We start from the raw sequence: 21,878 nt of genomic DNA, 5'->3' as shown, positions 1-21,878 counted from the left end.
TGTGCCGGATGGGAGGTGCGGTGCCCCGGGAGCCGGGCGCCTGGCCGTGTTCATCAAAGTGAACTTGTGTCGGCCATGGTGACGATCCGGCTATCCGATGTCAATATGTTGAACGCACGAATCAGGCGCAGCCGGAACGGCTGCGCCTGGGTGTTCCGTCTGTCAGAACGACGGTGGGGTCATTGCGCCGACGAGCACGGCGTTGCGGTCGGTGGCGTTGCGGTACCAGTGCGACAGGCCGGAGTCGTAGGTGATCGAGTCGCCCTCGTAGAGCGTGTGGACGGTGCCCGCGATGGACACCATCAGCTCGCCCTCGGTGATCAGGATGCACTCCTCGCCGGGGTGCTCGAACGGCGCGCTCTCGTTGCTCCACCCGGCGGCGACCTGCGCCTTGATCATGCCGAGCCGTCCGTTCATGTGCGGCGTGATCAGGGTGTACTCGAGGTTCTCGTCGGCCAGCAGCAGGCGCCGGTGGGTGCCCGCGCGGACCAGGGCGCCGGCCTCGGTGTCGGCGAGGAAGAACCGGCCGACCGGCACGTCGAGCGCCTGCGACAGCTTGACGAGCGTCGTGAAGGAGGGGTTTCCCTGGCCGCGCTCGATCTGGCTCAGCAGGCCGGGGCTCAGGTCGGAGGCCTGGGCGAGGGCGGCGATGCTGAGGCCGGCGGCGCGGCGCAGCTCGCGTACGAGGTTGCCCACGACCGCCATGGACGGCGTCGGCGGCGTCGGGTCGCCCGGTCTACCGGCCTCTGTCGGCCTTGCGCTGCGCGGCATGGTGACAGCCTGCCCGACCCGGGCAGGTGGGGTCAATATATTGAACAGCGTGAAGCGTCGGCGTCGGGAACGAGTTCGTCCTTGACGCCCTTCTCGACGTAAGTATAGCTTACGCCCCCTAAGTGACAGTAACGATGTGGTGAACCGCCACGACGAGCGAGGGGGCGCTGACCAGCGTGTTCGAAACCTCCCTGAGCGGTCTGCTCACCGGCCGGGTCGCCCTGGTCACCGGTGCGGCGGGCGCGCTCGGCGAATCGATCTGCCGCGCCCTCACCCGGGCGGGCGCCGAGGTCGTCGGCGTCGACCTGGCCGAGGGCGGCGCCTGCGACTTCGTCGCGGACGTGGCGACGGCCGAGGGCAACCGGCTCATGGTCGCCGAGGCCCTGCGCCGCCACGGGCGCCTCGACGTGCTGGTCCTCAACGCCGGGGTGCAGTTCGTCGCGCCGATCCCCGAGTTCCCCGAGGAGCAGTGGGACCGGCTCATGGACGTGATGGTCAAGGGCCCGTTCCTGGCCATGAAGGCCGCCTGGGCGGAGCTGACCGGCCGCCCGGCGTCGCGCGTCCTCATCACTTCCTCCGTCTCCGGCCTGGTGGCCGAGCCGTTCAAGGCCGCCTACGTCTCGGCCAAGCACGCGGTCAACGGCCTCACCAAGGTCGCCGCGCTGGAGGGGGCGCCGCACGGACTGACCGTCAACGCGGTCGCCCCCGGCTGGATGTCGACGCCGATGGTCGAGCGCCAGCTGCCGGAGCAGATGGCGCTGCGCGGCCTCACCCGGGAGCAGGTGCTGGAGCTGATGCTCGACCGCCAGCCCGTCAAACGCCTGATCGGCACGGACGAGGTCGCCGCCCTCTTCGCGTTCCTCGCCAGTGATCTTTCCTCCGCGGTGACCGGCGTCTGCCTACCGGCGGACCTCGGCACGCTCGCGTCCTGAAGTACCCACCGTTACCGAAGGGATCAGCCATGTTGCGCGACAAGTACGAGCCGTGCGTCCTCACCGCCGCCGTGACCGGCGGCGACGTCCTCCCGAGCCAGAGCCCGCACATCCCGTGCGGCGCGGAGGCCATCATCGAGGAGGCCGTCGCCGCCGCCGAGGCGGGCGCCACGTGCGTCCACCTCCACGCCCGCGAGCCCGACGGCCGCCCCTCCGGCGACCCCGGCCTGTTCCGCGAGATCGTGGCCGGCGTCCGCGAGCGGTCCGACGCCGTCATCAACATCAGCACCGGCGGCACCCCGGGGATGCCCGAGGAGCAGCGCCTGGCCGGCATCCGCGCCTGCCGGCCGGAGATCGGCACCCTGAACCTCGGGACGATGAACTACGAGGGCTTCCCGGACAGGGCGCGCTGGCCGAAGGTGCGGCACGCCTGGGAGCAGGAGGTCCTGGACAAGTCCGGCGAGGGCGTGTTCACCAACACGCTCGGCACCATCCGCCGCTTCGCCGCCGAGTTCCGCGACCTGGGCGTGACGCCGGAGCTGGAGGCCTACGACCTCGGGCACCTGTCCATGATCCGCTTCCTGCTCGACGAGGGCACCCTCGAGGGGCCCGTGCGGATCCAGCTCGTGCTGGGCGTGCTCGGCGGCGCCGGCAACGCCCTCGACGACTTCTTCATGCTGTCCCAGGCGGCCGCCCGTATCCTCGGACCCGACGCTGCGAGCCTCAGCGTGGCCGCGACCGGTTTCCCGGGCGAGTTCCGCCATGTCGCGACCGCGCTGTCGTGGGGCGCCGACTGCCGGGTGGGCCTGGAGGACAACATCCGGGTCCGCCGCGACCGGCAGGCGGAGAGCAACGCGGAACTCGTCCACGTCGCCACCGGCCTCGCCGATCTGCTGGCCAGGCCGATCGCGACGCCCGACGCGCTGCGCAGCGAGCTCGGACCCTGGTACAAGGCCTCATAGAGGAGTGGAAGCGCATTGGCTGCTCGACCGCCGGCACATCACCAGAGCGGCAACAAGCGCCCCGGCCACTTCGGCGGTCCGCCCGCCGAGGGGGCCCGCGGCGACGAGGCGCCGGACGGTGACGCCGACGCCGTCAAGACGCTGCTCGGCCGCAACATCAACAGCCTGCGGACCCAGCGCGGAATGGCGGTCCGCGACCTGGCCGAGCAGGCCGGCGTGTCGGCGGCGTTCATCTCGCAGGTCGAGCACGGAACGGCGTCGCCCTCGGTGCCGACCCTGGTCCGCATCGCCCAGGCGCTGCGGGCCCACATCGGCGACCTGTTCCAGGCGACGCTGTCGCGCAGCCAGATCGTCCGGCACGACGAACGCGCCGCGTACGAGTACCCGGACCGCGGCATCACCGAGGCCCAGGTCAGTTCGGACGCCAGCGGATGCCTGGAAGTGCTGTGGGTGAAGCTCGAACCCGGCGGCGGGACCGGCCCGGAGCTGTTCGCCCACGGCGCGGACACCGAGTTCGTGTTCGTCCTCAAGGGGCAGGTCGCCATCACCGTCGGGTCGGAGACCCACCGCCTGTCCGCCGGGGACAGCCTCACCTTCCCCGGCAAGGACGTCCACGGCAGCCAGAACCTGTCCCGCGGTTCGTCGGAACTGCTCTGGGTGCAGACGCCCGCCTCGTACTAGAAGAGGTTTCGGCGCGCACCCTTCACCCTGTCCCTACGGTCGTCGGGAAACGCCAGTGAACCTCTCCGAGAAGCCGACCGGCTTCGTCTCCATGCCGCAGGGCTCCGTCGCGTACTGGCGCGCCGGCACCCCCGGCCGGACCCCGATCGTGTGCCTGCACGGCGGGCCCGGCCTGCCGCACTCCTACCTGGCGCCGCTCGCCCGGCTGGGCGCCGACCGGGAAGTCGTCTTCTACGACCAGGCGGGCTGCGGGGAGTCCGGCCGGCGGCCGCCGGGGCCGTCGTGGACGATCCCGTACTTCGTCGAGGAGCTTCGGGCGGTCGTTGCGGCCCTGGGCCTGGAGGAGTTCCACCTCTTCGGCAACTCCTGGGGCGGATGGCTCGCCCTGGAGTACGCGCTCGGCGACCCGCCCGTGCCGCCGGTTTCTCTCCTGCTCAACAGCTCTCCGCCGAGCGTGGCGAGCTGGATCGGCGGGGTGCGCGCGCTGCGCGCCCGGCTTCCCGAGGACGTGGTCCGGACGCTCGACGAGCACGAGCGGGCCGGCACGGTCCGTTCGCGCGAGTACCGGGACGCCCTCGCCGTCTTCAACCGCCGGCACATGTGCCGGACGCGGCCGTGGCCCGCACCGCTCAAGGACGCGCTCGGCGGCTTCGGCGACGAGGTGTACGCGGCCCTGTGGGGGACGAGCGAGTTCGGCCCGGTCACCGGCGCGCTCGCGGACTGGGACGTCACACCGCGCCTGCCGCGGATACGCGTGCCCACCCTCGTCACCTGCGGGCGCCACGACGAGGCCGCACCGGAGCACATGGCCGTGCTGGCGGACGGCATCGCGGGCGCCAGGTTCCGGGTCTTCGACGACAGCTCGCACATGGCGTTCCTCGAAGAGCCGGACGCCTTCATCGCCGAGACCTCGGCGTTCCTGACCGACGTCGAGGCGCGGCGCCGGTGAACCCTCTCTCGACAAGGACGGGACGATGAGCGAAACCAAGGTCGGCCGGATCGGCCCCAAAACGACGGCGCGAAGCCGGGAGGCGGTGTGCTCCAGCGCGCACCCGCTGGTGACCGACGCGATGCTCGACATCCTGCGCGAGGGCGGCAACGCCATCGATGCGGCCATCGTCGGAAGCCTGCTCAACGCGACGATCCAGCAGGACATGACCGGCCACGCGGGAACGGTCACGATGCTGTTCTGGAACGCCGAGCAGGGCCGGTGCCACGAGCTCAACAGCATGGGCACGATCGTGCCCGGGCTCGCGCCGTTCCGCCCGGTCGCCATCTCGTCGGGGCCGTACACCGCGATCCCGGAGGGCCCCTGCGCGGTCATCCCCGGCTTCATGCCGGGGCTCAAGGCGATGCACGAGCGGTTCGGGTCGCGGCCGTGGGACCGGCTGTGCGCGCCGTCGATCCACTGGGCCGAGGAGGGCCACGAGGTCGACTCCTTCGAACACCTGGTCCTCGGCCACAGCGCCGAGCTGTACATGAACACCGCGTCCGGGCGGCGCCACTTCACCCCCGACGGGCACCTTCCGCAGGCCGGGCAGCGGTGGCCGAAGCCGGAGCTGGCCCGGACGCTGACGAAGCTGGCCGCCGAGGGGCCGGACCTGTTCATCGACGGTGAGTGGGCGCGGCTGTTCGTCGAGCGGGCGAACGAGGTCGGCTGGCCGATCGAGATGCGGCACATGCGCCAGGACGAGCCCCGGTGGGGAGACGGCCTGCGCTACCGGCACGGCGGCGTCGAGGTCGTCCAGCAGGCGCCGCCGGAGCGCCAGGCCGTCATGTCGGCGATGGTCCTCGGCATCCTGCACGAGCTGGGCGTCGCCGAGCTCGGGCACTACGCCGAGTCGCCCGAGTCGCTGTACTACATGGCGCACGCGCTGCGCCGCGCCGCGTACGAGACCGGGTTCATCAACGACCCGGAGGTCTTCGAGGACCCGAGCAGCGTGCTGATGTCGCGGGAGTACCACCGCGCGCTCGCCGCCGTTCTCCGGATGAGCCGCACCAAAGTGGACCTCACCGAGCACGTCCGGCTCACCTCGGCGCCGGGCGCGCTGGGCGAGGCGACCGGCCGGTCGGGCGAGTCCGTCGGCAGCTGCGAGCTGAGCGTCGTCGACGCCCAGGGCAACTGGGTCCAGCTCGTCAACACGGTGCAGGGCGGAGGCGTCCCGGGCCAGGTCATCGGCGGCGTCCCGATGATCGGCAGCACCATGACGAGCAGCCTGACCGCCATGCTCGGCGGCTGGCTGACCGGCGGCGGGCGGATCCGCTCGGTCATCGGCAACACGCTGCTCCTGCGGGACGGCCGCCCGTGGCTCGCCCTCGGCACGCCCGGCATCCCGCACATCACGGTGCCGCAGGTCATGACGAGCATCCTGGAACACGGCCTGGACCCGTACGCGGCCGACGACGCGCCCCGCATGCTGCCGCTCGCCGACGACTACTCCGTGACGGTCGAGAGCCGCCTGCCCGCCGAGGTCGTCGCGGAGGTCGCCCGCATGGGGATCCTCGTCCGCCCGATGGCGCCGTACCAGTACCAGATGGGCAGCTTCCACATGACCTGGCGCGACGACACCGGGACGCTCCACGCGTCCGCCGGCCCCCGCCGCGCCGGCCAGGCCGCAGGCCTCTGACCGGCACGGCCGCAGGCCTCTGACCGGCACGCGCACGCCTGGCGCGGTCCCACCGCACCAGGCGTGCGCCGCCGGCCGCACCCGCGGCCGGCGGGGTCAGGCGTGCCGCGGGGCGGGCGACGCCGGAGCGGCCGCGCCCCTGCGGGTCTCGCGCATGATCAGCAGGCCGTTGACCACCATCAGCGTCGCGGTCAGGCAGTGGACGCCGAGCGCGGTGGCCACGGAGCCGTGGTGGCCCAGCACGGTGGCCATGTCGCCGTACGCGGCGAGGGCCCCCACCAGCAGCGCCCAGCCCAGCGCCCGGCGCTGGCCCGTCACCAGCAGGACGCCGAAGACCAGGGCCAGGACGACGTCGCGGATCCCCTTGATGATCAGGAAGCCGCCGCCGTCGCCGGACGGCCAGGTCGGCAGGCCGAAGCTCGGCGCGGTGGTCTCCGGGCTCAGGATGAACTCCGTCCCGAACCAGAGGATGAAGAGGACGAAGGCGGCGGCCAGGGCGGTGTTGATGTTCTTCAGCGACATCGTTCTTCTCCTTGCGGGTCTTCGGTGAGCTTGCTGGGTGGTGCGTGGGTCTGGTCAGGCGGCGCGGACGCGGCGGATGTGGCGGGCGTAGCGGGGGCGGCCGATGACGTGCCAGATGCCGCGTACCGGTCTGGGGAGGGCGGAGAGGAGGATGGCCCGTTCGGCCGGGTCCGCGTCCTCCAGGACGAGACCGAAGAGCGTGAGCAGGGTGAGCTTGGGCGTGTGGGCCACCAGGTGGTCACCCAGGGCGGCCCACTCCTGCTCGGTGATGTGCTCGGCCGCGAGCGGAAGGAGGGTGGCCTCCTCGTCGTCGAGGTGTTCGAGCAGGACCGCGCGGTGCTCGGCGAGGGCCGCCACGAGGGTGTCGCGCTCGTCGGCTCCGGCGGCGGCCTCCCACGCCGGGACGGCGGCGTCCAGCCTCGTCATCGTGGCCGCGACGCGCTCGTGCTGCGCCTCCATGCGCAGAACGACGTCCGCCTCCAGATCCACCCGGGACAGGAGCGGCGGCCACAGCAGCTCGTCCTCGCCCTCGTGGTGGTTCTTCAGCCCGAGCCGGTAGTCGCGGAAGTGGTCGGCGATCACCTTGGCGCGAGCGGTGTCACCCGGGGCGACCGCCGCGACGAGCTCCATGAGCAGCCGCGACTCGCGGCGGAAGGCGCGGTGGACGATCTCCATGTCCTGGGTGTCGACGCTCATCCTGTCCTGCCCTTCATCCGTCCTGTTCGACGTGCTCAAGGCTGCTCCCGGACGTTTGGAAGGCACTTGGAGCCGACTTGGAACGCCTCCGCCGGGCGCGCGTACGATGTGTGGCCTCATGGTCTTGATCAGGGTGCTGGGCTCGTTCGCGGCCGAGGCGGGGGGCGAGCCCGTTCCGCTCGGCGGACCGCGGCAGCGGGGCGTCCTGGCCCTGCTCCTGGCCGCGCGCGGGCACGTCGTGCCGGTCGACCGGATGGTCGAGGACCTGTGGCGCGGCGAAGCGCCGTCCCGCGCCCTGGCGTCGTTGCAGGCGTACGTCTCCAACCTGCGCCGCCTGCTGGAGCCCGGCCGCCCGCCGCGGGCCCCGGCGCGCCTTCTGGTGAGCGCGGCGCCCGGCTACGCGCTGCGGCTGCCGCCGAGGTCGGTGGACGCGTGGCGCTTCGAGGAGATGCTCGACGAGGCCCGCGCGCTCGCCGATCCCCGTGACGCCCGCGCCCGGCTGGACGAGGCGCTGGCGCTGTGGCGCGGACCCGCGTTCGCCGAGGTCGCCGACGAGCCGTGGGCCGCGGCCGAGACCGCCCGGCTGAACGAGCTGCGGGTGGTCGCCCGCGAACTGCGCGTCGCCGCGGGGCTGCGGCTCGGCGACCCCGCGGCGGTGGTGCCCGAGGCCGAGGGCCTCACCCGCGACGAGCCCCTGCGCGAGGAGGGCTGGCGCATGCACGCTCTCGCGCTGTGGAGCAGCGGGCGCCAGGCCGACGCCCTGGCCGCCCTCCGCCGCGCCCGCGCCGTCTTCGCCGACGAACTGGGCCTCGACCCCGGCCCGGACCTGGTGACCCTGGAAGAGGCGATCCTCACCCAGCGCACGGAGGTCCTCCGCTCGGCTGTTCCCGCCCCAGCGTCCCGTTCCCAGGCGACCGCGCCGCCGCCTCCGGAGAACGGGCCCGGCGCGACAACGTTCGTGGGACGTGAGGGCGAGCTCGCGGCGCTGGTGGCGGCCGCCGGGGAGGCCACCGCCGATGGGGCGCGGGTCGTGCTCGTCACCGGGGAGGCGGGTCTCGGCAAGTCGACGCTCCTTGAGCACTTCGGGGCGCGGCTCGGACGGGACGGGTGGCTCGTGGCCGCCGGGCGCTGTCCCGAGGTGGACGGCGCGCCGCCCGCGTGGGCGTGGGTCGAGGCACTGCGGACGGTGGCGTCGAGCGTCCCGCCGGGAGAGTTCGCGGACGACCTGGCGCCGCTGCTCTCCGACTCCGCGACGATGGACGACGACGCGGCGGCCGGACGGTTCCGGCTGCGGCGGGCCGTGTGGAACTGGCTCGCGGCGGTCGCCGCCGACCGGCCGGTAGCCGTCGTCCTGGACGACCTCCACTGGGCGGACGCCGCCACGCTGGAGCTTCTCCGCGGTTGCGTCGGCGCACGGGCCCCGATCCTGGTCGTCGCGGCGTACCGCGCGGACGAGAGCGAGCGCCTCACCGACACTCTCGGGTCCCTCGCCCGCGCCGAGCCGCTCCGGCTGGACCTGCCCGGACTGGAAGGCGACGCCGTCGCGGAACTCGTCCGCGCCGAGTGCGAGGCCGACGACGCGACCGTGGCCGGGATCGCGGAGCGAACCGGCGGGAACCCGTTCTACGTGCGGGAAAGCGCGCGGCTGCTGAACGGCGAGGGCGCGCTGGTCGCGCTCTCCGAGGTACCCGACGGTGTACGGGACGTGCTGCGGCGCCGGCTCGCGCGCCTCCCGCAGAGCGGCGTGTCCGTGTTGCGGCTGGCGGCCGTGGCCGGCCGGGAGAGCTCGGTGGACGTGCTCGTGCGGGCCGCCGACTCCGACGAGGACGGCGTGCTGGACGCCCTGGACGCGGGCGTCATCGCCGGGCTGCTCGACGAGCCCGGGCCCGGGCGCGTCCGGTTCGTTCACGCGCTGGTCAGGGACACACTGGTCGCCGACGTCACCCGGTTGCGGGCCACCAGGATGCACGCCCGGATCGCGGCCGCCCTGGAGGGCACCGGCGACGTCGCGGCGCTCGCCCACCACTACGCGCGGGCGGGATCGCCGAAGGCCGTCGGCTACTGCGTCCGGGCCGCCGAGCTGGCCGAGGCGCGCTACGCCCACGACGTGGCGGTCGCGCTCCTCACCGACGCCGTCGCCAACTCCAGCGAACCGGACGAGCGCGCCGACCTGTTCGGCAGGCTGCTGCGCGCGCAGGTCAGGGCCGGGGCCGTCGCCGCGGCGCGGGCCACGCGCGAGCGGGCCGCGGAGTACGCCGAATCGATCGGCCGCGACGATCTGGTGATCGCCGCGTTCACCGCCTGGACCGAGCCGACCCCCTGGCAGGCCCGCACGTACGGCACGGTCGACCGTCCCGTCGTCGACCGCCTCGTCCGCCTGCTCGAGCGGACCGACCTCGCCGCCGACGTGCGGTCACGCCTCCTCACCGCGTACGCCGCCGAGCTGGCGGGCGAGGACGACCCGACGGCCATGGCGGCGGCGGGGGAGGCGCTCGAACTCGCCACCGACCCCCGCCTCCGGGCCGCGGCGCTCGTGATCCTGGCCGGCGGCCCCGGCGGGGAGGAGCACGCCCGCGAACTGGTGGAGATCGGCGTCGAGCACGACCTGCCCGTCTACCGCGTGACCGGGCTGCTCGACCAGGCCGCGATCGCCGCCGCGGCCAACGACCCCGCGACCATGCGCCGCGCGACGGAGGAGGCGCTCGACCTCGCCCGCGCCTACCGGATGCCGGAGGCGATCAGCGCCGCCGAGATCGCGCTGGCGACCCTGGTGCTCATCGAAGGCCGGTTCACCGACGCCCGGCGCCTCTACACCGAGGCCACCGAACGCATGGAGCGCGCCGGATCGGTGCACGCGGGCTTCCTCGGCCTCGCCCTGGCGGTGATCTGGCTGAACGAGGGCACGCTCGGCGACCACCTGGACGACGTGCGCCTTCTCCACGAGGCGCTCGGCCCGATGGTCACCGACCTGCTCGCGCTCGCCCTCCACGCCGCCGGCCTCACCGGCGAGGCGCGCCGAACCCGCACGTCACCGCCCCCGATCCGGCCCGACTTCTTCTTCACCTTCCTGACGAGCCTGCGCGCGATGGCGATCGTCGCCCTGAACGACCGCGACGCCGCCGAGGAGATCTACGCGGACCTGCTGCCCCACCGCGACGGCCCCCCGGCCGGTGCGGAGAGCGTCTCGCTGGCCCTGCGCCCGGTCGCCCACACCCTCGGCGAACTCGCCCTCCTCCTCGGCCGCGACGACGAGGCCGCCGCCCACTTCGCCCAGGCCGCCGCCATAGCCGCCCACTGGAACGCCCCCCACTGGTCCGCCGCCGCCCGCACCCACGCCCCGCCCCCAGGCACTCACAACAGCCGCTAATGCGGGTTCCGCCGTGATCTTGCGTCTTGCCTGCTCAGCGGGTCGGACGTCCTCAGGGGGAGTCGGTGGGGGAGTCCCTCGTCAGGCTGACCTGGACTTATCGTCTTTGAAGATGGTGTTCATGTGCTCGGCGCCCGTAGTGATGACGGGGCGGAGTTCGTGCCGGTAGACGGTCTGAGTGGTGCGGGTGTCGGAGTGCCCCACGAGGTCGCTGATCTTCTCCAGGGCTACGCCCTGGTCGCTCATGATGGACACGAACGTGTGCCGCAACTCGCGCGGCACCCACGTGGCGCCGATGCTGGCCGCCTGGGTGATGCGCTGGAACCGGCGTAGGACGTCGTCACTCGTGTAGGGGCGTCCGTCCTCCTTGCAGAAGACGAGGTTGTGGCCTTGCCAGAGGTCGCCGGCTTGTAGCTTCTCGGCGGCTTGGCGCTTGCGGAGGGCGGTGAGCGCGTCAACGGCGATGTCCGCCACGGCGATGCCCCGACGGCTCTTCTTGGTCTTCGTGTCGCCTCCGTCCCGGTCGGAGCGGAGGACGTATACGACCTTCTCTTTGAGATCCACATCCGCCCAGGTGAGCGCGCGGAGTTCTTCCGTGCGGAGACCCGAGACGATTGCAAGGACGACGTAAGCGCCAAGCCGATGCTCTGGATCCTGCGCCGTCTTGAGCAGTTGGGTCGCCTGCTTCAGCGACAGGGACCGTGACCGCCTCGTGGGCCGCCTTCCCTGCGGCGTGTCCACCAGTAGCGCCACGTTCCGCCCGACCTTGTCCCGCCGCTCGGCAAGCCGTATCGCGCGACGGAGGAGGCCGTGAACGATCTTGAGGGTTTGCGTGGTCATGTTCTCGGCGCACTCGTCCAGCCACGCCTCAACGTCGTCCGCCGTGAGATCGGTGAGCTTGATCTTCCCGAGTCTGCCGTTGATGTGGTGATCGGTGAGGCCGCGATAGGTGTCCAGGGTCGCCTCGCTCTTGCCTTGCTTCGCGAGATGGACGAGGAGTGCGTTCACGGCCTTCTCTACCGTGTGGTTCCGTTCTTCCCGGATGCCCTTCTCAAGGTCTTCGACTGCCTTGATGAGCTTCTCTTTGACCTGTGCTTTCGTCCGCCCCTTCCTCTTGAGTCTGCGGCGCTTGCCGTCCGGGCCGAACCCGAGCGAGATGGCGCCGGTGTACCCGTCGCGCTCCTCGTAGATCGACCCCTCGTACTTGCCGACAAGGATCTTTGCCAACGGATCCCTCCTCGTATCGATCGAGGTCACCACCGACCATAACTCAAGACGTCCCAAGACGTCCCTAGGTTGGGAGGCCCATTCTGCGGGCGAGGTCCGGACGGGCCTCCCGTGCAGGTGTCAGCGCTTGGCGACTTCGAGGGAGGGCTCTTCCAGGGAGGTGACGAACTCGGCGAGGTGGCGGTCAGTGATGCGGCGCAGCTTGCCGATCTTGATGCTGCGGAGTTGGCCGGTGCGGATCAGGAAGTAGACCTTGTCCCGTCCGATGCTGAGGATCTCGGCTACTTGCTCGACGGTGTACGCCTGCAGGGACACCACCTCCTCTCACCCGGGCTTCGTCCCGGGGCCGTGCGCGGATATGGGTGGGGATCATCTCCTCGGTTGCGATGGGTGCTCGTCTCTCGTCTCGTCTCACGGACGTCTCAGCCGCCCATACGTGCAGACGCGTGCGCGAGACGAGACGTTGAGACGATTACCGGGTGTGCTCGGACGCCTTGTAGCGGCCTCGTCCGACTTGGACGGCCTCGCCGGCCTTCACCAGCTCGGCGAGGCGCCGGTAGAGGGTGGGACGACTCAGCTCTGTGAGCATCAGCAGATGGGCGATCGGGAGGCCCTCCTCCGGCGCGCCGTCCAAGGCCTCTCTCAGCACTGTCTCGGCGCGGTCTTCGCGGGACGGCGCTACGAGGGTGGACGGTTCGGGGATGGGCGCCATGTGTGCCTCGTCCAGTGCGCGTAGGGAGACCTCGTCCAGTGTCGGACGGATGGACGCGTGGCGCTCTGCTGTCTCGGCAACGGTGGCATCGGTGAGCAGGTAGGCGCGGCCTCGCCGAGGTGTGTCGTGTTCGGGCGCGGAGAGCAGGAACTTGCCGGGAGCGTTGAGGGTGTGGGCGTGCCATCCGGCGCTGAGCATCCCCTGCCCGAGGATGAGATCGACGTCCTTGCGCTCACGGACGCGGAAGCTCACGCGGACGTCCATCTGTGAGCGAACGGCACCCTTGCCCATGGCCTTCTGGGTGGGCCGCTGGGTAGCCGCAATGAGCGTCACGGCGACGGCCCGCCCCCGCCGCGCAATGGAGTCGGTGTCGCTTGCTGCGTCGGGAGCGTCATCGGCGAGTTCGGCGTACTCGTCCACGACGATGACAAGCGCGGGATGCTCTGGCGTCGGATTCCACACGCGCCGCCCGTTGGCCGTGAGCCATTCGGCGCGTGCCTCCAGGACGGTGACGGCGTCGCGCAGCATGGCGCGGGCTTGCTCCGGTGTGGTGGCGAGTCGATCGATACAGGACGCCCACGGCTGGAGTTCCATCCCGCGCTTGAGATCGATGGCCCAGATAACGACGTCCTGGCATGCGCTGAGGTTGCCCATCAGGACGTTGATCCCGCCGCTCTTCCCGGAGCCGGCGACGCCCCCGAATAGGCCGTGACGTCGCAGCAGCAGAACACGCGCGCCGGTTGCGTCCTCGAACGGGCCGAGGTCGATCGGTTCGGTAATGGAGGAGACGGACGGTCCCGGCCACGGGATCGCATCGGCGTGCGGGTCTCTGTCGAGCACCCGCAACTCGAACCGGTTGGCCTTGCCGTCGCGCGTCGGTGCGACGCGCACAGCACCCCGGAACGTCCCAAGCGCCGACTCGATAGCCGGAATCTTGGCGATGACGTCCTGGATCGTTTGGCCGCGTGCCAGGGCGAACCGTGCGCGCCATCCCCACAAGTCCACTACCGCGGACTGTGCGCGTGAACCGGCGAGGCCGACGTCCTTCGCGATCTCCGGCCATGCGGCTATCTGGCGATCGACTCGCACTCTGGCGCGCCGCCTCCGATGCGCCCACCACGGCGCGGCGAGCGCGATTGCGCCCCCGGTAAGCATCACAGGAAGCGGCGAGACCGTGGGCCCGAGTGCAGTAGCCGCAGACAGCCACCCACCAGCCCCCATCACGACGCCAGCGGCATACAGCCGCTCGATTCGCGGAGAGAGGCCCAACCTCTCGCCGAACATGGCGAGTGCCCACGCAGCCAAAAAGGCAAGAGCCAACAGCCACGGCCACCATGCCGGGTGCGCGAGATGCAGGACCGCGCCCCCTACGGCGAGCGCAGCCACCAGGTAGACCGGTCCCAGTTCAGACCGGTACCGCCACAAGGCCCGCGCGAGGAGAACGGCGGCCACGTCCGGGAACTGGTCGCCACGGTCGATGATCACCATGGGCTGCAACCCACTGCGCCGCATCTTCTGCGCATGCCGCCGCATCTGACGCGTCCGGCTCATGGGCGCCCCCAGGACTCCGGGGGAAGGTGGCCTTGCGCGCGTAGTTCATCGCGCAGGTAGTACAGCGGATCCGGTTCGCCGTCGCGGTCGGCTCGGAGAGTGGCTCGCCCCGCAGCTGCCAGATTCGCGCGGTCCCGCCGGACTTTCGCCAGCAGGGACGAGAGCCGGGATATCTCGGAGAGGAGCTGGGGAACATCGGCGAGCGCGGCGTAGAGCCGCGCCCACAGATCCTCGATGGACGGCATCGCCTCGGAAAGGCTGGAGAGGATCTCACGCGCGGCGAGGCTTCGCGTTCGCACCTCTTGAACGTTGACTTGGACATGCGGCGGTGTATCAGGCACCAAGGCATCCCTCCCTTCGGTAGGGGACGTCAGTGCTGAGAAAGGGACCGGACGAGAACGGCCACCAGTCGGCGGATTTCCGGCGCGGCACTGGTCGCGGCGAGGAAGAACCCGAACAGCAGGCACACCGCGATGTGCCAGCCGCGAAGTCCCATGTACCGCCACGCGACCCACACCACGGCACCGAGAAGCGCCACCAGGGGAACAGAGACGTTCACTGGCGCACCCTCCTCACAGCCACGGGACCGGGTACTGCGGGCCGCGCCCACGCCGGAGCCACCGGGCGCGAGCGCGGCACTTGCGGCACCTCCGGCTACCGGTCTCGACCCGAGCGCCGCAGGGGCACGCGTGACCGGTGATGGCGCGAGGCATCCGCATGCTCACCGCCCCGCCGGTACGCGGGCCGGCGCGTCGTCGCACGTGCGGGTGCTGAGCACTCGCCTGGAGGCGGTGCCGACGCGGGACGTCTCGGCGAGCCCTCGCGCGGACCGGCGCTCTTCGGCGTGGATGCCGATGACGAGCATCGCGAAGATTCCGCAGGTGGAGCCAGCGAGGAAGACGGCAAGGATCGCTGCCAGAACAAAGATCATCTGTGACCACTCCTCTCGTAAGGCCCGTATCCGGCGGGGACGGTCCGGGCGGTCGGTGTCTACGAGAAAGAGAGTGCGCCTGACCTGCGGGACGAGATCACTACATGACTGGACGTGTTCATGACGTCCTCATAGGCTTGGCCGCGTCCTAGGACGTCCCGGAATCCGGACGGGTGCATGCCAAACGAACGCCTACGCGCTGCTCTGCTAGAGCAGGGCTTGACTATCGCCACGCTCGCCGAGTCGCTCGACGTGGACCCGAAAACGGTAGAACGGTGGATCACTAAGGACCGCACCCCCTACCGGCGGCATCGCTACGCAGTAGCTTCGCGATTGGGCGTAGACGAGACTTTCCTGTGGCCGGATGCCCTCTCTAACGAGCAGGTCACCGCAGCGTCCAGCAGCGAACTAGTGACGATCTATCCGCACCGGACATCCGTCCCGAGGGACGCATGGGGACGTCTCTTCGCCACCGCCAAAGAAGAGATCGGCGTACTGGTCTACTCCGGCCTCTTCCTCTCCGAAGACTCCGGCATCCAGCGCACGTTCGCGGAGAAAGCTGAGGCTGGTGTCCGCGTGCGCATCCTCCTCGGCGACCCGGACAGCCCACAGGTAGCCGAACGAGGCGATGACGAGGGTGTAGGCGACGCCCAGGCCGCAAAGATCCGCAACGCCCTGGTCCTCTACAAGAACCTGCGCAGGCAAGACGGCGTCGAGTTCCGCTTTCATCGCACGGTCCTCTACAACTCCATCTACCGCGCCGATGACCAGCTCCTCGTCAACACCCACGTCTACGGCGTCACCGGTCCCCACGCCCCCGTCTGGCACCTACGCCGCATAGCCGGCGGAGACCTGGTCAATACCTACCTAGAGAGCTTCGAACGCGTCTGGGACGGCGCCACACCCATACCGGGGGACTGACATGGGCCGCAGGATCGACTACTACGACGACCCCAACGCCCCCAAGGCCAACAGCCTCGTCCCCTCCGTCAACGTCGTCGTAGAGAATGACAAAGGCGAGATACTGATGATCCGCCGCACCGACAACGACAATTGGGCCCTGCCAGGCGGCGCAATCGACCTAGGCGAATCCATCACCCAAGCAGCCATCCGCGAAACCAAAGAAGAAACCGGCATCGATGTAGAGATAACCGGCCTAGTCGGCATCTACAGCGACCCAAAACATCTCATTCATTACACGAGTAATGATGAAGTGCGCCAAGAGTTCTCGATCTTGCTAAAGGGCTCATATGTCGGTGGCGAGCCAACTCCTAGCGATGAGTCCAACGAAGTTTCCTGGGTATGCCCTGAGAGTTTTTTTGAGTTGAAGCTCGACCGATCGATGCGGTTGCGGCTTGAAGATTTCCTCGCTAAACGTGAACGAGTCGTAATTAAGTAGAGGCAGCCTACGAGTCCGGGACAGTCTCGGTCCCACGAACTAGGCTACTTCCAAGTGAAACGCGCCGCCTAGGAAAATTGCTCCAACGCTCCGAGTAATCCGATACGGTAACAGTGCGAAGGCGTAGCATTTCACTGGAATCTTTATAGATGGCCGAGCGTATGACGAGTTGCGGTTCGCCTAGGATAGGAAATCCTGCAAGGAAGTGCTGACTGGGACGGCTAAAGGTTGTCTTTTTGCCACGCGGGGTTCCCAGCGTAAAGAAGCGTCGACCATAGCTGTCTTGGCGATGATCTATCTGTGACGCCGGGATCAGCAAGAAACCTGCCTCTTCGCCTTCGACGAGAACAGTTTGCGCCGCAGTAACTGCTTGTATTATCTCGTCCTGGCTCGGAAATTCGTTGTTATGCAGAAACCTGTTTCGTATCTCATCTACGTGATTGCTAGACAGCTTTTTGGTTGCCGTGCGAAGGGTAGATATAATCTGAGCTTTCGATTCTTCAGACAAGTCCAAAAATGGGATCCTGTTCTTGAATAGGAAGGTATATGGAGAATCGTTGCGCAAGATGTGAGGATATTCGTCCTGGGGGCGAATATTGGCGTTGCTAGGGGTCAGTGAATCCAAGCTTCGTGCTAGTGTCGCAAAGCTTTGAATCATGGGGCCCAGTGTCCATTTGCCGTCGTTCGACAACTCAAAGGCCGGCTGCTCCCGGGCAATTTTGTCTGAGCAGAAGCCAACTGCCTCGTCAATGTGATAAACGAAGCCGTCCGGGCTTCCGTAGTGGTCGCGCAGCAACGCCCAAGTCGCCAATTTTATATAGTCTGCCAGAATCTCCTCTAGTGTTACGAAAAAATTCGCTGCTTCGGAACGGATGGCCTCTTGCTCGGCGAGTGTGTAGGTGTGTGTCCGCATGGCGAGTTGCCGTAGATGCTCACCATGTTGGTGCAAGGAGGATATCGAACTCTCGTCTGTGGCCGTCATTACTCCCAAGCGCCAGCTGACCGCTGAAGCAAGCTGAGCTTCGTTCGTGAAGTGTTCTCTGGCGCGGGAGCCTATTCCAGCAAAGCCAATCGCACGCTCCAGATTTTTCTTGCCATCAAAAATAAGTGATTGTAGGGCTGCACTCAAGTCTTGCTGGCAGATGAAATTATCAAGCCTTTCCTGGAAGGTATCGCCATCCGAGTCTCTGATTATCCATTCTAGGCGTTCCCGTTGAGCTTCATCAGCCATGTTGAAAAGTGACGATACTAGATGGCGAACGCGTAGCAGAGTCAGAGATCGATTGGTGGAAAAGCGAGCCCCACGCTTCGTGCACTCGGGGGTGATATCGAAGTAGCCAGCATATTCAGTGGCTATTATTGCCGTACGAGCTTCCGTGGCAGGGATTATTATTCGCTTTCCTTCGTCCTTCAGAATGAGATGATTTATGGTATCGACGATGTCAGAGTCCTTGCAGAGCAAAATTAGTTGAACGGCCTGGGCTTCAGTAAGTGTCTCGCAGAACACTGACGCCCCACGGACCGAAGTATTGAGTGTCGACAGAGACTTGCGTAGCCTACCATTCGTGTTGTCGAGTAGATCCTCGACTATGAGCCGCAGCTCCCTGAGCGAAAAGGCATCTCCTATGAAAGGGATCAGGCCGGCAGAGAAACTCCAGGAGAATGGATTGCGAAATGCCGACACAACATCCCGAAGGTAGGAGTCCCAGTCGGAGGGTGAGTCACTTCTCTTATGCAGGAGGTCCCGAACTCTCACACGCACCTTGCTAATCTTTGCGTTTCCTGTCGTCAGGTGAGTTAGGTGCAAATCACCGCAGGACAGATCTTCGCAATGGTACAGTGGGATCCAATGACTGGGCGCAGAGAATCTGAACTCATTGCTTTTAGCTAGGCCATAAGGTCCAGTCACGTAGTTGGCCAATTGAAATACGCCAGCCGGAGTTCCCTCTAGGAGATTCATAGTCTCCTTGTGGGTAAGTAGGTTTTTATTGTCATCCAGCGCGTTAAACGCCTTGTCATAGAGAATGCGCCCGTAAAGATAGGGGTGCTTGATGCGCCCTTTAACTATTTCTTCAGAAATGAGTGCCTCAAGCGTTTCAATGTTCGTAGCTATCGGATCAATGAATAGGGCATCCCAATATGGGGTGAGGAGAATCGCGAGAATGCACGCTGGCCTGGGATTGGCGTTGTTGTAGGCGCGACGGAGGAGAGTCTCCCCTTCTTCTGTCAAGCGTATGGGGGCGGTGAGGCGTGCACTCACCTCGTAATCTTCTCTTACGATCGAATCTTCAAGAAAGTCTGCAAGGCAGCGGACGCGCAGTAGGCGCTCCCCATATTCCGTTGGGGGGTATTTCCGTGTTAGCTCTTTAGCCGTAAGTCGTTCGCTCAAAGTAGGCGTCCTCGGGGATCTGTGCTGTTCCTCTATGGGGCCACGTATACCAAGAAGCCTCAGATATAGCTACAGAACGACCGCATGCGGACACAGTCTTTCAGTGGAAACACGGATGCCTCCTGAGCTCACTTGCTCAGGGATATCCTCGCGGATTCGACTTTGTGTACGACGTTAAGGATGATGTCGCTTGCCGTTGATATTGATCGACTAACGATATGCCCTTCGCCGTAACGGGCGATTATCTCGCTCAGGCGGTCTGTAACTGAAATGGGCGCACCGGTTGGGCTGGTAGTCATATCGCAATAGGTTAGAAATTCAATCAGAATAGGCGGCTCTGAATCGAATTCATTGCACAGAGCATCGGCCAGGCCGCGCTCACGAGCTTCGACCAACGCGCAAGTGTGATGGGCTACCAACTGGCATAGGTGCTCGTTCGCGTGGTGGGCGTTGCGGAGGTAGCGGGCGCCGTCTAGGGGGTGGAAGCCCGTGTGGACGAGGTCAGGGGCGTAGCCGATGTCGTGAAGCCATGCCGCCGCCTCTAGGAGGTCGGCCTTGTCGCCGAGGATGGGGGCGAGCGTCCTGGCTTGACGAGCTACGCCTTGGGTGTGCGCCCAGCGGCGGGGGAGTGGAGTCTCTAGGTGTTTGCTTGCGAGGTCGCGTGCCCACGCTGCGGTGTTGCGGTTCATGGGCCCGACGCTACGGGCGGATTGGCGGACGTCCACGGGCGTGTGCGGTTCATCTGGGGACGTCTTGGCGGACGTAGCGCCCTTTTCCGTGGAGGCAGCTGACTAGGCCGGCGGTTTCGAGGGTGATGAGAGCCTCGCGTGCGGTGGAGCGGGATACGCCGTGGCGTTGCGCGAGTCGGGTCTCGCTAGGGAGCGCTTCGCCTGGCTGGAGGCGGCCGGTTTCGATCTGGTGGCGCAGCTTCGCGGCGATGTGCTCTGTGAGCGTCCGCGGTTGGGTGTCGGGGTCTGCGACGAATCGGCCCACGCCCGCGCGGACGGTGATGAGTTCTTCGGCCTGCAGGGCTGACAGGGCCCGCCGCACGGGGGTGCGGCCAACGTCGAACTCGGCGCAGAGGGCGGCTTCGCTTGGTAGCCGGGCGCCGGGGGCGTAGGTGCCATCTGCGAGGCGGTGCCGTAGCTCGCGGGTGATGTACACGTAGGTTCCCCATGCCGTGCGGCGGGTCATGTCAGTGCTGCTCGTCTCTCAGGGGATCGAATGCCGCCGCGACCCACGGTTGGAGCAGGATGTTCAGCTTGTCCGCGGCGAGGCAGAGACGTTTGCACGGCGTGAGCCATAGGCCGGTGCTGGACAGGTACCACCAGGTGCCGTTGCCCCAGGCCACGGAGATGCTCTCGCCGATCGTGGGTGCGCCCTTGGAGTAGACGCGCAGGAGGGTGCGGGGAGTCTCGGTGCGGAGTTGGGTCGTCCAGCCGTCACAGCGCAGGACGAGGGCGAGACGCGTGAGGTGCCAGCGTGCGCGCCATGGACCGCTGTAGGTGGGCGGAGGGAGCGCGGTCGGTGCGTTCGGGGGAAGCAGCACCAACCACGCCACCTCCTCCCCACCCCATGAGGCCGTGCTCCCCATCACGGCCTCCTCCAGTGACAGTTGCGGGGCTCGCTCCCGTGCCATCACCGGGTCCTCGTGCGCGCGCTCTTGGCGCGCTCGCCCTCGTGGACGAGGGCCTCACGCAACGCGGCGGGGTTCGATGCGATCACCGTCGGATCCACGCCGGCGCGCGGGTCGTGCAAGCTCGCCACCCAGTCTCCGAGACGTCCGTCCCACCGGGTGGCGCGCCAAATGCGGTAACCGGTGAAGTCCCGGCGCAAGTCGGCGAGCGCCTTCTCTGCCGCATCTGCTTCGGCTTTGCATGGGTCGGGATTGGTCTGAGGGGGCTGTTCGGTGGACATGGGGTGGGCTCCTCGTTTTGCGGGTTCGTTGGTACGAGGTGGCATGTTCGCCTGTGTCCTGAGCCTTCCGTCCGGGGCGGGACCTCTCCATCGACATCTAGGGACGTCTAGGGACGTCTTCTGTTAGCGTCGTTCATGCGTCGTTCTCACTTGCATCGCGGGAGGCCCGGTGAACGACTTGTTGCGACGTGCCCTTGCCGACGCGCACCTGACCGAAGCCGACGTTGCGGCGCGGTTGCGTGTGGACCCCAAGACCGTCCAGCGGTGGGTGGCGGGGCGCGTGCCCTACCCACGCCACCGGACGCGGGTTGCCTCACTGGTCGGACGAGACGAGGCCGACCTATGGCCGCACCTCGCCATGACGAACGTCCGAGTAGAGGCGCCGGCGATCGACATCTTGGCGACCTACCCGCACCGATGGGCCGTCCCGCGTCCGGTGTGGCACCAACTCTTTCGGGCCGCGCGCGACGAGATCGGCGTCCTGGCCTACGCGGGCCTCTTCCTCGCCGAGGACATGGGCATCATGCGCGTGCTCGCACAGAGGGCACGCGACGGCGTTGCCGTTCGCATTCTGCTCGGCGACCCAGACGGCACGTGTGTGGCTGAGCGCGGCAGCGACGAAGGCGTAGGCGAGTCCATGGCCGCGAAGATCCGAAACGCTTTGGTCCACTATCGCGCTTTGCGGGAGGTGGACGGAGTTGAGATCCGCCTACATGACACAGTGCTCTACAACTCGGTCTACCGCGCCGATGACGACCTACTGATCAACCCGCACGCCTACGGTATCGCTGCCTCACACGCTCCCGTCCTTCACCTCCGGCGGACAGAAGACGGCGACATGGCGAGCACATACTTGGAGAGCTTCGAGCGTGTGTGGTCCGGAGCCTCTCTGGTGGCCTAGGGCGGTCCCGTGTTCTAGCGCTCGGAAGCCTGTGCGGAGTTTCCGTACATCATCAAGGCGGCCCGACAACCGGGCCACGCGCGCCGACTCGGAGCCTGTTCCGCCTCTGCTGGGCCCCGGCAATGGGACGCCGGTCGGCGGGCGCGAAGGCCAGCAGGAGTCCAGGGCCGCTCGAAGACTGAGGGCAGTCACGGGGTTGAGCTAGCCACGTCCGTACCGCTGGCCGTTCCCAATTGCGCGGGGCCTTACGACGGGCCATAGCGGGCAGGCGGAAGCGCTAGCCCGTCCGCCAG

23 protein-coding genes are annotated in these 21,878 nt (G+C 67.8%); 9 read left to right on the top strand and 14 right to left on the bottom strand.

The genetic code is table 11. The annotated features are described in order from the left end of the window. Positions 1 to 162 precede the first annotated feature (162 nt). A complete protein-coding gene (locus ABD944_RS16760; protein ID WP_345177378.1) occupies positions 163 to 771 on the bottom strand; it encodes a helix-turn-helix domain-containing protein in 609 nt (202 codons plus the stop codon). Positions 772 to 947: 176 nt separating this feature from the next. On the opposite strand from ABD944_RS16760, the gene ABD944_RS16755 reads away from it, so the two are divergent. Genes ABD944_RS16755 through ABD944_RS16735 form a run of 5 tightly spaced genes read left to right on the top strand, consistent with a single transcriptional unit; the run spans position 948 to position 5,973 of the window. Next, positions 948 to 1,703 (top strand): SDR family oxidoreductase, encoded by a 756-nt coding sequence (locus tag ABD944_RS16755; RefSeq protein WP_345177376.1) that lies wholly within the window; start codon positions 948 to 950, stop codon positions 1,701 to 1,703. A gap of 29 nt (positions 1,704 to 1,732) precedes the next feature. Then, the gene (locus ABD944_RS16750) at positions 1,733 to 2,665 is read left to right on the top strand and encodes a beta-keto acid cleavage family enzyme (protein ID WP_345177372.1); all 933 of its coding nucleotides are present in this window, start codon (positions 1,733 to 1,735) and stop codon (positions 2,663 to 2,665) included. Between the two features lie 15 nt (positions 2,666 to 2,680). Beyond that, positions 2,681 to 3,346 carry a helix-turn-helix domain-containing protein gene (locus ABD944_RS16745; RefSeq protein WP_345177370.1) on the top strand — a complete coding sequence of 222 codons (666 nt, stop codon included), beginning with the start codon at positions 2,681 to 2,683 and terminating at the stop codon, positions 3,344 to 3,346. A 55-nt stretch (positions 3,347 to 3,401) separates the two neighbouring features. Continuing rightward, complete coding sequence (locus ABD944_RS16740) at positions 3,402 to 4,295, top strand: proline iminopeptidase-family hydrolase (RefSeq protein WP_345177366.1); 894 nt, start codon at positions 3,402 to 3,404, stop codon at positions 4,293 to 4,295. 25 nt (positions 4,296 to 4,320) lie between these two features. Next, complete coding sequence (locus ABD944_RS16735; RefSeq protein WP_345177365.1) at positions 4,321 to 5,973, top strand: gamma-glutamyltransferase; 1,653 nt, start codon at positions 4,321 to 4,323, stop codon at positions 5,971 to 5,973. Positions 5,974 to 6,069: 96 nt separating this feature from the next. On the opposite strand, the gene ABD944_RS16730 is transcribed toward ABD944_RS16735, so the two are convergent. Together ABD944_RS16730 and ABD944_RS16725 are read right to left on the bottom strand one after the other, a co-directional pair. Next, complete coding sequence (locus ABD944_RS16730) at positions 6,070 to 6,495, bottom strand: DUF4267 domain-containing protein (protein WP_345177362.1); 426 nt, start codon at positions 6,493 to 6,495, stop codon at positions 6,070 to 6,072. A gap of 54 nt (positions 6,496 to 6,549) precedes the next feature. Next, positions 6,550 to 7,191 (bottom strand): hemerythrin domain-containing protein, encoded by a 642-nt coding sequence (locus ABD944_RS16725; protein WP_345177359.1) that lies wholly within the window; start codon positions 7,189 to 7,191, stop codon positions 6,550 to 6,552. Positions 7,192 to 7,309: 118 nt separating this feature from the next. Between ABD944_RS16725 and ABD944_RS16720 the strand changes: the two genes are divergently transcribed. Continuing rightward, entirely contained in the window at positions 7,310 to 10,558 is a 3,249-nt protein-coding gene (locus tag ABD944_RS16720) for an ATP-binding protein (RefSeq protein ID WP_345177356.1), read from the top strand. An 81-nt stretch (positions 10,559 to 10,639) separates the two neighbouring features. Here ABD944_RS16720 and ABD944_RS16715 read toward each other — a convergent pair whose 3' ends face one another. From ABD944_RS16715 to ABD944_RS16690, 6 genes are all read right to left on the bottom strand, one after another. Then, the gene (locus ABD944_RS16715) at positions 10,640 to 11,818 is read right to left on the bottom strand and encodes a tyrosine-type recombinase/integrase (RefSeq protein WP_345177352.1); all 1,179 of its coding nucleotides are present in this window, start codon (positions 11,816 to 11,818) and stop codon (positions 10,640 to 10,642) included. Between the two features lie 87 nt (positions 11,819 to 11,905). Next, positions 11,906 to 12,100: a helix-turn-helix domain-containing protein gene (locus ABD944_RS16710; protein WP_345177349.1), complete on the bottom strand. Its 195-nt coding sequence runs from the start codon at positions 12,098 to 12,100 to the stop codon at positions 11,906 to 11,908. Between the two features lie 157 nt (positions 12,101 to 12,257). Further along, a complete protein-coding gene (locus ABD944_RS16705; protein WP_345177345.1) occupies positions 12,258 to 13,985 on the bottom strand; it encodes an FtsK/SpoIIIE domain-containing protein in 1,728 nt (575 codons plus the stop codon). A gap of 59 nt (positions 13,986 to 14,044) precedes the next feature. Further along, complete coding sequence (locus tag ABD944_RS16700) at positions 14,045 to 14,347, bottom strand: hypothetical protein (RefSeq protein ID WP_345177341.1); 303 nt, start codon at positions 14,345 to 14,347, stop codon at positions 14,045 to 14,047. A 71-nt stretch (positions 14,348 to 14,418) separates the two neighbouring features. Then, positions 14,419 to 14,607, bottom strand: a complete 189-nt coding sequence (locus ABD944_RS16695; protein WP_345177339.1) for a hypothetical protein — start codon at positions 14,605 to 14,607, stop codon at positions 14,419 to 14,421. A 162-nt stretch (positions 14,608 to 14,769) separates the two neighbouring features. Next, positions 14,770 to 14,979 (bottom strand): hypothetical protein, encoded by a 210-nt coding sequence (locus ABD944_RS16690; RefSeq protein ID WP_345177335.1) that lies wholly within the window; start codon positions 14,977 to 14,979, stop codon positions 14,770 to 14,772. 177 nt (positions 14,980 to 15,156) lie between these two features. On the opposite strand from ABD944_RS16690, the gene ABD944_RS16685 reads away from it, so the two are divergent. Together ABD944_RS16685 and ABD944_RS16680 are read left to right on the top strand one after the other, a co-directional pair. After that, positions 15,157 to 15,900 (top strand): helix-turn-helix domain-containing protein, encoded by a 744-nt coding sequence (locus tag ABD944_RS16685; protein ID WP_345177333.1) that lies wholly within the window; start codon positions 15,157 to 15,159, stop codon positions 15,898 to 15,900. Between the two features lies 1 nt (position 15,901). Continuing rightward, complete coding sequence (locus ABD944_RS16680; protein WP_345177329.1) at positions 15,902 to 16,378, top strand: NUDIX domain-containing protein; 477 nt, start codon at positions 15,902 to 15,904, stop codon at positions 16,376 to 16,378. 7 nt (positions 16,379 to 16,385) lie between these two features. On the opposite strand, the gene ABD944_RS16675 is transcribed toward ABD944_RS16680, so the two are convergent. The 5 genes from ABD944_RS16675 to ABD944_RS16655 form a co-directional block, all read right to left on the bottom strand. Then, positions 16,386 to 18,638: a hypothetical protein gene (locus ABD944_RS16675; protein WP_345177327.1), complete on the bottom strand. Its 2,253-nt coding sequence runs from the start codon at positions 18,636 to 18,638 to the stop codon at positions 16,386 to 16,388. Between the two features lie 257 nt (positions 18,639 to 18,895). Continuing rightward, the gene (locus ABD944_RS16670; protein ID WP_345177324.1) at positions 18,896 to 19,456 is read right to left on the bottom strand and encodes an HD domain-containing protein; all 561 of its coding nucleotides are present in this window, start codon (positions 19,454 to 19,456) and stop codon (positions 18,896 to 18,898) included. Between the two features lie 49 nt (positions 19,457 to 19,505). Then, positions 19,506 to 19,961 carry a winged helix-turn-helix domain-containing protein gene (locus tag ABD944_RS16665; protein ID WP_345177321.1) on the bottom strand — a complete coding sequence of 152 codons (456 nt, stop codon included), beginning with the start codon at positions 19,959 to 19,961 and terminating at the stop codon, positions 19,506 to 19,508. A gap of 1 nt (position 19,962) precedes the next feature. Next, on the bottom strand, positions 19,963 to 20,406 hold the full coding sequence (locus ABD944_RS16660) for a hypothetical protein (RefSeq protein WP_345177318.1): 444 nt from the start codon (positions 20,404 to 20,406) through the stop codon (positions 19,963 to 19,965). Beyond that, positions 20,406 to 20,684 carry a hypothetical protein gene (locus tag ABD944_RS16655; protein ID WP_345177315.1) on the bottom strand — a complete coding sequence of 93 codons (279 nt, stop codon included), beginning with the start codon at positions 20,682 to 20,684 and terminating at the stop codon, positions 20,406 to 20,408. The genes ABD944_RS16660 and ABD944_RS16655 overlap by 1 nt, the downstream gene beginning before the upstream one ends. 169 nt (positions 20,685 to 20,853) lie before the next feature. Between ABD944_RS16655 and ABD944_RS16650 the strand changes: the two genes are divergently transcribed. Then, the gene (locus ABD944_RS16650; RefSeq protein ID WP_345177313.1) at positions 20,854 to 21,585 is read left to right on the top strand and encodes a DUF5919 domain-containing protein; all 732 of its coding nucleotides are present in this window, start codon (positions 20,854 to 20,856) and stop codon (positions 21,583 to 21,585) included. The last annotated feature ends 293 nt before the right edge of the window (positions 21,586 to 21,878 follow it).

Origin of the sequence: Actinomadura verrucosospora (assembly GCF_039540335.1) — a bacterium.
GTDB lineage: Bacteria > Actinomycetota > Actinomycetes > Streptosporangiales > Streptosporangiaceae > Spirillospora > Spirillospora verrucosospora.
The sequence above is the reverse complement of the archived record's forward strand: the minus strand, read 5'-3'. Positions and strand labels throughout refer to the sequence as shown.

Coding starts and splice junctions, on each gene's coding strand:
- ABD944_RS16685 (WP_345177333.1), top strand. CDS start 15,157: ATGCCAAACGAACGCCTACGCGCTGCTCTGCTAGAGCAGGGCTTGACT.
- ABD944_RS16730 (WP_345177362.1), bottom strand. CDS start 6,495: ATGTCGCTGAAGAACATCAACACCGCCCTGGCCGCCGCCTTCGTCCTC.
- ABD944_RS16725 (WP_345177359.1), bottom strand. CDS start 7,191: ATGAGCGTCGACACCCAGGACATGGAGATCGTCCACCGCGCCTTCCGC.
- ABD944_RS16720 (WP_345177356.1), top strand. CDS start 7,310: ATGGTCTTGATCAGGGTGCTGGGCTCGTTCGCGGCCGAGGCGGGGGGC.
- ABD944_RS16660 (WP_345177318.1), bottom strand. CDS start 20,406: ATGGCACGGGAGCGAGCCCCGCAACTGTCACTGGAGGAGGCCGTGATG.
- ABD944_RS16655 (WP_345177315.1), bottom strand. CDS start 20,684: ATGTCCACCGAACAGCCCCCTCAGACCAATCCCGACCCATGCAAAGCC.
- ABD944_RS16705 (WP_345177345.1), bottom strand. CDS start 13,985: ATGGTGATCATCGACCGTGGCGACCAGTTCCCGGACGTGGCCGCCGTT.
- ABD944_RS16735 (WP_345177365.1), top strand. CDS start 4,321: ATGAGCGAAACCAAGGTCGGCCGGATCGGCCCCAAAACGACGGCGCGA.
- ABD944_RS16760 (WP_345177378.1), bottom strand. CDS start 771: ATGCCGCGCAGCGCAAGGCCGACAGAGGCCGGTAGACCGGGCGACCCG.
- ABD944_RS16680 (WP_345177329.1), top strand. CDS start 15,902: ATGGGCCGCAGGATCGACTACTACGACGACCCCAACGCCCCCAAGGCC.
- ABD944_RS16750 (WP_345177372.1), top strand. CDS start 1,733: ATGTTGCGCGACAAGTACGAGCCGTGCGTCCTCACCGCCGCCGTGACC.
- ABD944_RS16690 (WP_345177335.1), bottom strand. CDS start 14,979: ATGATCTTTGTTCTGGCAGCGATCCTTGCCGTCTTCCTCGCTGGCTCC.
- ABD944_RS16665 (WP_345177321.1), bottom strand. CDS start 19,961: ATGACCCGCCGCACGGCATGGGGAACCTACGTGTACATCACCCGCGAG.
- ABD944_RS16670 (WP_345177324.1), bottom strand. CDS start 19,456: ATGAACCGCAACACCGCAGCGTGGGCACGCGACCTCGCAAGCAAACAC.